Origin of the sequence: Nocardioides flavescens, from assembly GCF_009823805.1 — a bacterium.
Taxonomy (GTDB): domain Bacteria; phylum Actinomycetota; class Actinomycetes; order Propionibacteriales; family Nocardioidaceae; genus Nocardioides; species Nocardioides flavescens.
The window spans coordinates 212896-225620 of sequence record NZ_WUEK01000004.1; the positions used below are offsets into that span (position 1 = coordinate 212896).

Below are 12725 nucleotides of genomic sequence, written 5' to 3' on the forward strand. Positions count from 1 at the left end.
AGCGCACTCCAGGTCAAGCCCGGTCGAGCGCGGGCCGGTAGAACTCCTCGCCGGCGAACGGCCCGCCGACGTGGGCGGCCTCCGCGTCGTCCTCGGGGCGCGCCGCGATGCGGTCGGCCCACTCTTCGGCGTCGTCGCGGGGCTCGTAGCCCAGCGCCCGGCCGGGGGCGAGGTCCCACCACGCCCGGGTGTTGGCCGAGATGCCGTAGAGGACTGCGAAGCCGGGGGCGGGCGCGGTGAGGGCGGCCTCGACCATGCGCACGCAGTCGTCGTGGGAGAGCCACGTCGACAGGTTGCGGACGGTCGTGGGCTCGGGCAGGAACGACCCGATCCGGCACGAGACCAGGTCGAGGCCGTAGCGGTCGGCGTAGAGGCTGAGCAGCCCCTCGGCGGCGACCTTGCCGACGCCGTAGAAGGTGTCGGGCCGGGGACGGGTGTCGACGTCGAGGAGCTCACCGGGCAGCTCGCGGCGCGGCGTGTGCCCGACGGCGTGGTTGCTGCCGGCGTAGACGAGGCGGCGGACGCCGTGCTCGACCATCGCGTCGAGCAAGGCCGCCGTGGTGACGACGTGGGAGGTCAGCGAGTCGGGCAGCGACGCCTCGCCGGGGTGGCCCGCCAGGTGCACGACGGCGTCGAGCGGGCGTTCGGCGGACTGCTCGGCGAACACGGCGGCGACGGCGTCGGGGTCGGCGCAGTCGAGGGTGTGCCACGGCAGGTCGCCGTGGTCGGGGGCGGGCACCCGGTCGAGTCCGACCACGTCGTGACCGCGCTCGAGCAGTCCGAGGGTGACGACCTGGCCGATGCTGCCGGCGGCGCCGGTGACGAGGACTCGCATGCTCGGACTCTAGAGACAGCTCAGACGGTCAGGGCGCGGGGGCGGTGAGCATGCCCGCGACCATCGCCACCAGGTTGGCGGTGAACCGGTCGGCGTCGAGCTGGGGGCGGCCCTGGGGCTGCTCGACCGACTGGGCGCGGTCGGCGACGGCGCGCAGCACGAACGTCGTCATCAGCGTCAGTCGCTCGACGCGCAGGTCGTGGGGCAGCGGCGGCAGCCGCTCCTCGAGCTCGTCGTAGACCGCCTGACCACCGGTGCGCGCCATCACCTCGCGGATGGTCGGGTCGACCGAGGCCGGGTCGGCGCCGATGAGCTCGGCGACGATCACCAGGAAGCAGCGGCCCTCCCAGTCGCGGTCGGCCAGGTCGACGCACGGGCGGATGAGGGCCTCGAGCACCGGGCCGAGCGGCGCCTGCGGCCCGTCGTACGGCGTGGCGAGGGCGGTCTCGAGGAGCGCGGCGTGGCGTTCGTGGAGGAAGCCGACGTGCCCCTCGAGCACGACGGCGAGGATGCCGGTGCGCGAGCCGAAGTGGTAGTGCACGGCGCCGCGGTTGCGCTGGCCGGCGCGGCGGGCGATGTCGAGCAGGGAGGCGCGCTCGATGCCGTCCTCGGCGAAGGCGCGGGTGGCCGTCTCGACGAGCTTGCGACGGGTCTCGGCTCCGGCAGGGGTGGTCACAGGCGTGGCACCACCCGGGACAGCAGGCCGCCCATGCGCTCGGCCGCGGCGCGGCCGGCGGCGAGCACCTCCTCGTGGTTGAGCGGCTCTCCGCCGATGCCCGCGGCGAGGTTGGTGACGAGGCTGATGCCGAGCACCTCCATCCCGGCCTCTCGGGCGGCGATGGCCTCGAGGGTGGTGCTCATGCCGACGAGGTGCCCACCGATGGCCCGGACCATCCCGATCTCGGCGGGGGTCTCGTAGTGGGGACCGGGGAACTGGACGTAGACGCCCTCGTCGAGCGACGGCTCGACCTCGCGGCACAGGGCCCGCAGCCGGGAGCTGTAGAGGTCGGTGAGGTCGACGAAGGTCGCCCCGACGACGGGGGAGCGGCCGGTCAGGTTGATGTGGTCGCTGATGAGCACCGGGGTGCCGGGCGTCCAGGTCTCCTTCAGCCCGCCGCAGCCGTTGGTCAGCACGATGGTGCGACAGCCGGCGCGGGCCGCGGTGCGCACGCCGTGCACGACGGCGTCGACGCCGCGCCCCTCGTAGTAGTGAGTGCGGCTCAGGAACACCAGGGCGCGGTGCTCGCCGGCCTGCACCGAGCGGATCTTGCCGGAGTGGCCGGCGACCGCCGCGGCGCTGAACCCCGGGAGGTCGGTGGTCTCGATCTCGGCCAGCGTCTCGCCGAGCATGTCGGCGGCAGGCAACCAGCCCGAGCCGAGGACGAGCGCGACGTCGTGGCGCTCTGCACCGGTCAGCTCGGCGAGGCGCTCGGCAGCGCTCTGGGCCAGGTCGTACGGCGAGGTCTGGGTGTCGGTCGGCTCACTCATCCGGGGGAGCCTAAGTCGTCACAGGCCCGTGGAGCGACAGGGACGCCGCCGCAGCGCGGCGACGTAGTCGGCGGGGGCGCTCGAGGCCTCGGCCGCGTCGGCCAGCACACCGAGGTAGGACGCCGACGGCAGTCCACCCTCGTAGGCGTCGAGGACGTAGGTCCACACGACCTGCTCGCCGCTCAGCGACGACACCCGCACCTTGGTCTTGCGGTAGAGCCCCGAGTCGGCGGACTCCCAGGTGTCGAGCTGGGCCTCGTCCTCCGGCGTGACGTCGTACACCGCGACGTAGACCTGGTCGAAGGGGTCCTGGACGATCGTGGCGAGCGCGCCGTCCCAGCCGTGCTCCTCCCCGCCGAAGGTCAGCCGCCACCCGCTCAGCCACCCGGTCGTCGACAGGGGGGAGTGCGGGCACCGCTCGCCCATGCGCGCCGGGTCGAGGTTCGTCCCGTACGCCGCGTAGAGGGTCACGGGCAGCAGGGTAGACGCCGGGTGAGGTGCGGTCCCCAGTGCGCTGCGACACAGCACTACTGTGGAGGCGTGAGCGAGACCAGCCACTTCGATGTCATCGTCCTCGGCGCCGGCCCCGGCGGCTACGTCGCCGCCATCCGCCTGAGCCAGCTCGGCAAGACCGTCGCGGTCGTCGAGGAGAAGTACTGGGGCGGGGTGTGCCTCAACGTCGGCTGCATCCCGTCGAAGGCGCTGCTGCGCAACGCCGAGATCTCCCACATCATCACGCACGAGAAGAAGACGTTCGGGATCGAGGGCGACGCCACGATGGCGTTCGGCCCGACCCACCAGCGCAGCCGCGGCGTGGCCGAGGCCAGCGCCAAGGGCGTGCACTACCTGATGAAGAAGAACAAGATCACCGAGGTCGACGGCTGGGGCACCCTGACCGGCCCCCGCGACGGCGGCCACGGGCTCAACGTCGAGGACCGCGACGGCAACGTCGCCGCCTACACCTGCGACGAGCTGATCATCGCCACGGGCGCCAAGGTGCGGATGCTGCCCGGCATGTCGGTGAGCAAGAACCTCGTGACCTACGAGGAGCAGATCCTCGACAGCGAGCTGCCCTCCTCGATCGTCATCGGCGGCTCGGGCGCCATCGGCGTCGAGTTCGCCTACGTCATGAAGAACTTCGGCGTGGACGTGACGATCGTCGAGTTCCTCGACCGGATGGTCCCCACCGAGGACGCCGACGTGTCCAAGGAGCTGCTCAAGCAGTACAAGAAGCTCGGCGTGAAGGTGCTGCTCTCGACCAAGGTGGACGACGTCGAGGACACCGGGTCGGGGGTCAAGGTCACCGTCAGCCCGGCCGCCGGCGGCGACAGCCAGGTGCTGGAGGCCGACAAGTTCCTCGCGGCGTTCGGCTTCGCCCCGCGCATCGACGGCTACGGCCTCGACGCCACGGGCGTCGAGCTGACCGAGCGCGGCGCGATCGCCGTCGACGAGCGCGGGCGCACCAATGTCGAGGGCGTCTACGCCATCGGCGACGTCACCGGCAAGCTGATGCTGGCCCACACCGCCGAGGCGATGGGCGTCGTGGCGGCCGAGACGATCGCGGGCGCCGAGACGCAGGAGATCGACTTCGACATGATCCCGCGGGCGACGTTCTGCCAGCCGCAGATCGCGTCGTTCGGCTACTCCCAGGCGCAGGCCGAGGAGAAAGGCTACGACGTCAAGGTCTCGCAGTTCCCGTTCTCGGCCAACGGCAAGGCCCGCGGCATGGCCGAGGGCGTCGGCTTCGTCAAGATCGTCGCCGACGCCGAGCACAACGAGATCATCGGCGCCCACATGATCGGCCCCGAGGTCACCGAGCTGCTGCCGGCGCTGACGCTGGCCCAGATGTGGGACCTCACCGCCGACGAGGTCGCCCGCAACGTCTTCGCGCACCCGACGCTGTCGGAGGCGATGAAGGAGGCCGTCGAGGGCATCGCCGGCCACATGATCAACCTGTGACGGGGCGCTGAGCACGACCCCCGCACCCGACCCGAGACGAGATCGGATCCGCATGGCAGAGCGCGTCGTCATCATCGGCGGTGGCCCGGGAGGCTACGAGGCGGCCCACGTGGCGGCCCAGGCCGGCGCCGAGGTGACCATCGTCGACACCGACGGCCTCGGCGGCTCGGCGGTGCTGACCGACTGCGTGCCAAGCAAGACCCTGATCGCCACGGCCGAGGTGATGAGCGAGCTGGGCGGCGCGGCCGAGCTGGGGCTCGACTTCACCGACCACGAGGGCGACGCGGCCACCTCGATCCGCGTCGACCTGGGCAAGGTCAACGCCCGGGTCAAGGCCCTCGCGGCCGAGCAGTCCGCCGACATCGCGCGACGTCTCGACCGCGACGGGGTCACGCTGGTGCACGGCCGCGGCCGTCTCGACGGCCCCGACCGGGTCCGCGTGGCGAAGGCCGACGGCTCCGAGGAGACGCTCGAGGCCGACGCCGTCCTGCTCGCGACCGGCGCCGCGCCGCGCACGCTGCCGACCGCGCAGCCCGACGGCGAGCGGATCCTCACCTGGGAGCAGGTCTACGACCTCACCGAGGTCCCGAGCGAGCTCATCGTCGTGGGCTCCGGCGTCACGGGCGCGGAGTTCGCCAGCGCCTACCTCAACCTCGGCATCCCGGTCACCCTGGTCTCCTCGCGCGACCGGGTGCTGCCCGGCGAGGACGCCGACGCGTCAGGGGTCCTCGAGGACGTCCTGACCCGGCGCGGGATGAACGTGCTGTCGAAGTCGCGGATGGAGTCGGTGACCCGCGAGGGCGACGTCGTCACCGTCACGCTCACCGACGGGCGATCCGTGCAGGGCTCGCACTGCATCCTGGCGCTCGGCTCGGTGCCCAACACCGCCGACATGGGACTCGAGGAGGCCGGGGTCGTCCTCAAGGACGGCGGCTTCGTCGCCGTCGACCGGGTCAGCCGCACGAGCGCGCGCGGCGTCTACGCCGCCGGCGACTGCACCGGCGTGCTGATGCTCGCCTCCGTCGCGGCCAAGCAGGGCCGCATCGCCATGTGGCACCTGCTCGGCGACGCCGTGCAGCCGCTCGACCTCAAGCAGGTCTCCTCCAACGTCTTCACCGCCCCCGAGATCGCCACCGTCGGCTGGTCGCAGCAGGCGGTCGACGCCGGCGACATCCAGGCCGAGGTCGTCTCGCTTCCGCTGTCGGGCAACCCGCGGGCCAAGATGCAGGGCGTCCACGACGGCTTCGTCAAGCTCGTCTGCCGCCCCGGCACCGGCATCGTCGTCGGCGGCGTGGTCGTCGGTCCGCGCGCCAGCGAGCTGATCCACCCGGTCGCGCTCGCCGTGGCGGAGTCGCTCACGGCCGACCAGCTCGCGCAGGCGTTCACCGTCTACCCCTCGATGAGCGGCTCCGTCGCCGAGGCCGCGCGACGCCTGCACCACTTCCGCGTCGAGCAGTAGGCCCGGCCGCAGGGACACTGCGGCACTCCTGCTGTTCATCCGCCCGACGGACGTCCACCCCTTGGGCCATGTCCAGACCACTGCTCTCCCGCCTAGGCTCACCAGGGCCGACACGGGGGAGGCACCATGGTGCGCACGCACCTGCACACGCGCGGCGGCCGAGCCGTCCGGTCGCTGACCGGTCTCCTGGGCGTGACAGTCGCCCTCGCTCTCGGGCCCTCCGGTCCGGCCGTGGCGCACACCGACACCGACTCCGGCCGGGTGTGGACCGCCGTCGGCGCGGGCGACTGGGCGGCGGCGTACGACGCGAAGGACGTCGGGGCGTTCCCGCACGACGAGATCGGGTCCGGTGTCGACACGGGTCCGACGGACGCGCTCGCCCCGGAGCCCGACGCCGACTCCGACGCGGACTCCGACGCGGACTCAGCCGACTACGCCGGCTCCGGCTCGGTCTGGTACGTCGACCCGCTGGGCAGTGACACCGGACCCGGCTCGCAGGCGAGACCGTGGCGATCGATCGCGCGGGCGGTGCGGACCGCGCCGCCGGGGGCGACCATCAGCGTCGCGGCGGGCAGCTACGCGCCGTTCACGATCACCCGGCCGGGTCAGACGGTGGCCTCCTCCGGTGACGGCGACGTCGTCGTCACCGGCGCGGCCGGGGTGCAGGACGTCGTGCGGATCGCGGCCCGCGACGCGACCCTCGCCGGTCTCACCGTCACCGGCTGCGTCCCGAACTCCTCGCCCCGCGGCGGCTTCGAGGAGAACGGCAGCAGCGGGGTGCGCATCGACGCGGCGGCGACCGACGTCACCGTGCGGGACACCACCGTGCGCGACAGCCGGAGCACCAACGACGCCGGTCTGCCGTTCGGCTGCTACGGCATCTTCGTGCGCGGCGCCGACGGCTCGCGCCTCCTCGACAACGACATCTCGGGCAACGGCGCCGGCATCTACTTCAACGGCGGCGGTCGCGGCGCCCAGGTGGTCGCCAACCGCATCCACGACAACGACGTCATCATCCGCAACACCCGCGCGCACCCGAACGACGACTTCGGGGCGAGCGCGATCGCCTTCACCAACCTCACCTCGACGCCCGGCCCGACGGCCACCGCCAACGTCATCAGCGGCAACGCCGGGCCGTCGTCGGACTACGAGACCGACGGTGGCGCCTTCGAGATCTACAACGCCTCGCACCTGCGCATCCACGGCAACACCCTCGACGGCAACGAGAACGTCCTCGAGACCGGCACCGGGGCCGGCGGCGCCTGCGTCGACAACACCTTCACCGGCAACACCGCGACCGGCCGCCCACCCGGCGGCGTCGCGTGGTCCAAGGGGCTGATCCTGCGCTGCGCCACGGGCATGCAGATCACCGGCAACGACTTCCTCGAGGTCGACTGGTGGGTCTTCGTGGTCGACACCGGTGACGAGTTCTCCACCGGCGTGCGCGGGCTGACCATCGCCGACAACACCATCGCCCAGTGGCAGAAGGTCTACCACCTCGGAGTGGATCCCGTCGCCGAGGACGTCACCATCGACGGCAACCGGCTGCACTTCACCGGCCCGGTCTTCGCCAGCTACGCCGACGGCACCACCAGCAGCAGCGTCGCCGAGTGGCGCGAGCGCACCGGGCTCGACGTGACCAGCACGGAGTACTGACGCGACCGGTGGTCGAGGAAGGACGAAGTCCTGTCTCGAGACCACTGTCCTGGAGCGTGGTTTCGAGACGGCGCTGGCGCGCCTCCTCAACCACCGGTTCCGCGCGACCTCCCCAACCACCGGCGGTGGTTCCCACCGTTCACCTACCGTGACAGCCATGAGGACCTCGTGGCTGGCCCGGACCGCGTCGGGGGCAGCGCTGACGTTGGCCCTCGTGGGGCTCACCGGCGTGCCGTCGTACGCCGAGGACGTGCCGGTGGGAGCGGGAGCGACGACGCTGACGCTGAGCGGACACGGCTACGGGCACGGCCGGGGGATGTCGCAGTACGGCGCGAAGGGAGCGGCGGCGCAGGGGCTCGGCTGGGCGCAGATCGTGGGCTTCTACTACCCCGGGACGCAGCTCGGCGAGGCGCGCGGCCCGATCCGCGTGCAGCTGACGGCCGCGACCAAGCGCTCGCTGACCGTCGACGCCCGTGCGGGTCTCCGCCTGCAGCGGCTCGCCGGCGGCCGGGGCTACCGTCTCGACCGGCTGCGACCGGCGGCCACCCGGTGGAAGCTGGTGGCGCACGGCGAGCGCACCCGGGTGCGGTTCGAGACGTCCGGTCGCTGGCGCACGCTGCGCACCGTGCGGGGCCCGGCCCAGGTGAGCGCGGGCGGTGAGCCGGTGACGCTGCGGCTGCCCGACGGCGCTGCCGCGGCCTACCGCGGCGCGCTGCGCGCGGTCGCTGGTCCGAGCGGGCCGGTGACGCTCAACGTGCTGCCGCTCGAGACCTACCTGCGCGGCGTGGTGCCGGCGGAGGTCCCCGCGACCTGGCCGGCCGCGGCCGTCCAGGCGCAGGCCGTCGCCGCGCGCACCTACGCCGCGTGGGAGCGTGCCGCGGCCACCGGGGCCGTCGCTGACACCTGCGACACGACGTCGTGCCAGGTCTACCGCGGCGTCGCCGCCGAGCACCCCGCCGCCGACGCGGCGGTGAGCGCGACCCGGCGCCAGGTCGTGACCTACCAGGGTGCGCCGGCGTTCACGCAGTTCTCATCCAGCAACGGCGGCTTCAGCGCGGCCGGCTCCGCGCCGTACCTCGTCGCCCAGGCCGACCCCTACGAGTCGAGCTCGGCCAACCCCAACGCGAGCTGGAGCGCGACGGTGGCGCGCAGCGCCGTCGAGCAGGCGTGGCCGCAGCTGGGTCGGCTGACCCGGGTCTCGGTCGTCCGTGACGCCGGTGGTCGACGGGCGACCTCGCTCACGCTCGTCGGCACGGCGGGCTCGGTGACGGTCAGCGCTGACGACGTCCGGACCCGCTTCGGGCTGCGCTCGACGTGGTTCGCGCTCAGCGCAGGCTGAGCGCTCGCCCTCAGCCCAGCACGACCACCAGGTCGCCGCCCTCGACGGCCTGGGTGCCCGACACGGCGAGACGCTGGACGGTGCCGGCGACCGGGGCGGTGATCGAGGCCTCCATCTTCATCGCCTCGATCGTCGCGACCGTGTCGCCGGCCGCCACGGTGTCGCCCTCGGCCACCACGACCGTGACGACACCCTGGAACGGCGCCGCGACGTGGCCCGGCCTGGTGGTGTCGGCCTTCTCGGCGACGGCGACCTCGGAGGCGACCGCGCGGTCGCGCACCGACACCGGTCGCAGCTGGCCGTTGATCGTGGCCATCACCGTGCGGTAGCCGCGCTCGTCGGGCTCGCTGATCGCCTGCAGTCCGAAGATGACGGTCTTGCCCTCCTCCAGGGTGACCTCGTGCTCCTCGCCGCGGCGCAGGCCGTAGAGGAAGTCGACGGTCGGCAGCACCGTGAGGTCGCCGTAGGTCTCGCGCGACTCCTGGAAGGTGCGCGTCGGCCCGGGGAAGAGCAGCTGGTTGAGCGTGTCGCGCCGCAGCCGGAAGGAGTCGCCGGCCAGCGCCTCGGACTGCTCGTCGGTGAGGTCGGAGTCGGGCGGGGTCCACGAGCGGCCCTCGAGCGCCCGGGTGCGGAACGGCTCGGGCCAGCCACCCGGCGGATCGCCGAGCTCGCCGTGCAGGAAGCCGATCACCGAGTCCGGCACGTCGAAGCGCTGCGGGTCGGCCGCGAACTCCTCGGGGTCGGCGCCCAGGCCCACGAGGGCGAGCGCGAGGTCGCCGACGACCTTGGACGACGGCGTGACCTTGACGATGTGGCCGAGGATGCGGTCGGCCGCGGCGTACATGTCCTCGACCTGCTCGAACTTCTCGCCCAGGCCCAGCGCGATGGCCTGCTGGCGCAGGTTGCTCAGCTGGCCGCCCGGGATCTCGTGGGTGTAGACGCGGCCGGTCGGCGCGGGCAGCCCGGACTCGAACGGCGCGTAGACGCGGCGCACGGCCTCCCAGTAGGGCTCGAAGGAATTGACCGCGTCGAGGGAGAGCCCCGTCTCGCGCTCGGAGTGGTCAGTGCCGGAGACCAGCGCCGAGAGCGCCGGCTGCGAGGTGGTGCCGGCGACGGCCGCGCAGGCCGCGTCGACCGCGTCGACGCCGGCGTCGATGGCCGCCAGCAGGGTGCCGAGCTGGCCGCCGGGGGTGTCGTGGGTGTGCAGGTGGACCGGCAGGTCCAAGCGCTCGCGCAGCGCCGTGACGAGCGTGCGCGCGGCGGGCGCCCGCAGCAGCCCGGCCATGTCCTTGATCGCGAGCACGTGCGCGCCCGCGTCGACGATCTGCTCGGCCAGGCGCAGGTAGTAGTCGAGGGTGTAGACCCGCTCGGCCGGGTCGTGCAGGTCGCCGGTGTAGCAGAGGGCGACCTCGGCGAGGGTCGTGCCGGTCTCGCGCACGGCCTCGATCGCCGGGCGCATCTGCTCGACGTCGTTGAGGGCGTCGAAGATGCGGAAGACGTCGAGGCCGGTGGCCGCCGCCTCCTGCACGAAGGCCTTCGTCACCTCGGTGGGGTACGGCGTGTAGCCGACCGTGTTGCGCCCGCGCAGCAGCATCTGCAGGCAGACGTTCGGCACGGCCTGGCGCAGCGCGGCGAGGCGCTCCCACGGGTCCTCGGCGAGGAAGCGCAGCGCCACGTCGTACGTCGCTCCGCCCCAGCACTCGAGCGAGAGCAGCTCCGGCGTCGCGCGGGCGACGTACGGCGCGACGGCGAGCAGGTCACGCGTGCGCACGCGCGTCGCGAGCAGCGACTGGTGGGCGTCGCGGAAGGTCGTGTCGGTGACCGCGACCTGCTTCTGCGCGCGCAGCTGGCGGGCGAACTCCTCGGGCCCGAGCGCGAGCAGCCGTTGCCGCGACCCGTCGGGCGCCGGGACGGACAGGTCGACGGCGGGCAGCTTGGTCGACGGGCTGATCGTGACCGGCGCCGATCCCTGCGGCTGGTTGACGGTCACGTCGGCCAGGTAGGTCATCAGCTTGGTGCCGCGGTCGCCGCTGCCGCGGGCCCGCAGCAGCTGCGGGTGGGTCTCGATGAACGACGTGGTGATGCGCCCGGCGCGGAAGTCGGGGTCGTCGAGCACCGCCTGCAGGAAGGCGATGTTGGTCGTGACGCCGCGGATGCGGAACTCCGCCACGGCGCGCCGTGCCTTCTCGACCGCCTTGTCGAAGGTGCGCGCGCGACACGTCAGCTTGGAGAGCATCGAGTCGAAGTGCGCCGAGATCTCCGCGCCGGTGTAGGTCGTGCCGCCGTCGAGGCGGACCCCGCCGCCGCCGGGGGAGCGGTACGTCGTGATGACCCCGGTGTCGGGGCGGAAGTTGTTGGCCGGGTCCTCGGTCGTGATGCGGCACTGCAGCGCGGCGCCGCGGATCGACACCGTGTCCTGCGACAGCCCGAGGTCGGCGAGGGTCTCGCCGGAGGCGATCCGCATCTGCGACTGGACCAGGTCGACGTCGGTGATCTCCTCGGTGACCGTGTGCTCGACCTGGATGCGCGGGTTCATCTCGATGAACACGTACGGTGGGGGGACTTCGTCCCCCCACACCCCCCGGCTTCCCTCCGGCCAGCCGCTCTCGTGGGCCTCGACCGCGCGGGTGTCGAGCAGGAACTCCACCGTGCCGGCGTTGCGGTAGCCGATCTCGCGGGCGAAGCGGACGGCGTCGGCGCACATGCGGTCGCGCAGCTCGGGGTGCAGGTGCGGCGCCGGGGCGATCTCGACGACCTTCTGGTGGCGCCGCTGCACCGAGCAGTCGCGCTCGAAGAGGTGCATGACGTTGCCCTCGCCGTCGGCGAGGATCTGCACCTCGATGTGGCGCGGGTCGACGACGGCCTGCTCGATGAAGACGGTCGGGTCGCCGAAGGCGCCCTCGGCCTCGCGCATGCAGGTCTCGACGGCCTCGCGCAGCTGGGCCGGGTCGTCGACGCGGCGCATGCCGCGACCGCCGCCGCCCGCGACGGCCTTCACGAACAGCGGGAACGGGATCGCCTGGGCGGCCTCGATGAGCGCGTCGACGTCGGTGGAGGGGTCGACGCTCTGCAGGGTCGGCACGCCGGCGGCCTTGGCGGCGGCGATCGCGCGGGCCTTGTTGCCGGTCAGCGTGAGCACGTCGGGGGTGGGACCGATGAAGGTGATGCCGGCCGCTGCGCACGCCTCGGCGAGGGCGGGGTTCTCGGACAGGAAGCCGTAGCCCGGGTAGACCGCGTCGGCCCCGGCACGCACCGCCACGGCGACGATCCCCTCGGGGTCGAGGTAGGCCCGCACCGGGTGGCCGCGCTCGCCGATCTCGTAGGCCTCGTCGGCCTTCAACCGGTGCTCGGACCAGCGGTCCTCGTGGGGGAAGACCGCGACCGTCCGGGCACCCAGCTCGTAGGCCGCGCGGAACCCCCGGATCGCGATCTCGCCTCGATTGGCCACCAGCACCTTGGAGAACATGGCGCGAACGCTATCGGGATCCAGGTGTGCGTTCGGTCACGGTGCGCAGACGTGGACGCGGCCCTTCCCGCCGACGTACGCCGACCCGGCGCAGAGTGCGACTGGAGGCACGTCGACCCGGCGCGAAGTGCAACGGGAGGTACGTCGACCCGGCGCAGAGTGCGGGTGGATGTACGCCGACCCGGCGCGAAGTGCTGAGTCACCCTCAGCACTCTGCGCCGGGTCGGCGTACATCCGGCAGCACTTCACGCCGGGTCGGCGTTTATCCGGCAGCACTTCACGCCGGGTCGACGTGCGTCCGGCGGCAGTTCGCGCCGGGTCGGGGCTCAGGCGGCGATGCGGTGGCGCGGGGCGGCGGGGGTGCCGGTGCCGGCGTGGGACCTGGAGCGCTCGCCGGAGGCGGTGCCGCGGAGCGCGCGCACGACGGTCAGCGCGCTGGTCGCGACCACGCCGGTGAAGCCGACGAGCGCACCGAGCGCGATGATGGCGACGCCGACCCAGCTCACGAACTCGACCATGGCGC

Annotated in this window: 10 protein-coding genes; 4 read left to right on the forward strand and 6 right to left on the reverse strand. The window is 72.9% G+C overall.

Features of this window, described 5'->3' with window-relative positions; all coding sequences use genetic code 11:
* Window positions 1–13: 13 nt before the first annotated feature.
* From GRQ65_RS08070 to GRQ65_RS08085, 4 genes are read right to left on the reverse strand one after another with little or no spacing between them, the layout of a single operon-like run.
* Window positions 14–835 carry an NAD-dependent epimerase/dehydratase family protein gene (locus GRQ65_RS08070; RefSeq protein WP_160877016.1) on the reverse strand — a complete coding sequence of 274 codons (822 nt, stop codon included), beginning with the start codon at window positions 833–835 and terminating at the stop codon, window positions 14–16.
* Window positions 836–863: 28 nt separating this feature from the next.
* Window positions 864–1511, reverse strand: a complete 648-nt coding sequence (locus tag GRQ65_RS08075) for a TetR family transcriptional regulator (RefSeq protein WP_160877018.1) — start codon at window positions 1509–1511, stop codon at window positions 864–866.
* On the reverse strand, window positions 1508–2323 hold the full coding sequence (locus tag GRQ65_RS08080) for a purine-nucleoside phosphorylase (protein ID WP_160877020.1): 816 nt from the start codon (window positions 2321–2323) through the stop codon (window positions 1508–1510). Before GRQ65_RS08080 ends, GRQ65_RS08075 begins: the two co-directional genes overlap by 4 nt.
* 18 nt (window positions 2324–2341) lie before the next feature.
* Entirely contained in the window at window positions 2342–2794 is a 453-nt protein-coding gene (locus GRQ65_RS08085; RefSeq protein ID WP_160877022.1) for a gamma-glutamylcyclotransferase, read from the reverse strand.
* A gap of 69 nt (window positions 2795–2863) precedes the next feature.
* Here GRQ65_RS08085 and lpdA point away from each other — a divergent pair, with 69 nt between their 5' ends.
* The 4 genes from lpdA to GRQ65_RS08105 all read left to right on the forward strand — a co-directional run bounded on the left by lpdA (window position 2864) and on the right by GRQ65_RS08105 (window position 8736).
* Entirely contained in the window at window positions 2864–4282 is a 1419-nt protein-coding gene (gene lpdA / locus GRQ65_RS08090) for a dihydrolipoyl dehydrogenase (protein ID WP_160877024.1), read from the forward strand.
* 52 nt (window positions 4283–4334) lie between these two features.
* On the forward strand, window positions 4335–5741 hold the full coding sequence (locus tag GRQ65_RS08095) for an NAD(P)H-quinone dehydrogenase (RefSeq protein ID WP_160877026.1): 1407 nt from the start codon (window positions 4335–4337) through the stop codon (window positions 5739–5741).
* Window positions 5742–5972: 231 nt separating this feature from the next.
* Window positions 5973–7397: a right-handed parallel beta-helix repeat-containing protein gene (locus GRQ65_RS08100; RefSeq protein WP_160877028.1), complete on the forward strand. Its 1425-nt coding sequence runs from the start codon at window positions 5973–5975 to the stop codon at window positions 7395–7397.
* Between the two features lie 157 nt (window positions 7398–7554).
* Window positions 7555–8736: a SpoIID/LytB domain-containing protein gene (locus tag GRQ65_RS08105; protein WP_160877030.1), complete on the forward strand. Its 1182-nt coding sequence runs from the start codon at window positions 7555–7557 to the stop codon at window positions 8734–8736.
* Between the two features lie 10 nt (window positions 8737–8746).
* Here GRQ65_RS08105 and GRQ65_RS08110 read toward each other — a convergent pair whose 3' ends face one another.
* Window positions 8747–12202, reverse strand: coding sequence for a pyruvate carboxylase (locus GRQ65_RS08110; RefSeq protein WP_160877032.1), 3456 nt, complete (start codon window positions 12200–12202; stop codon window positions 8747–8749).
* A gap of 326 nt (window positions 12203–12528) precedes the next feature.
* Window positions 12529–12720: a hypothetical protein gene (locus tag GRQ65_RS08115; protein ID WP_160877034.1), complete on the reverse strand. Its 192-nt coding sequence runs from the start codon at window positions 12718–12720 to the stop codon at window positions 12529–12531.
* Window positions 12721–12725: the final 5 nt, after the last annotated feature.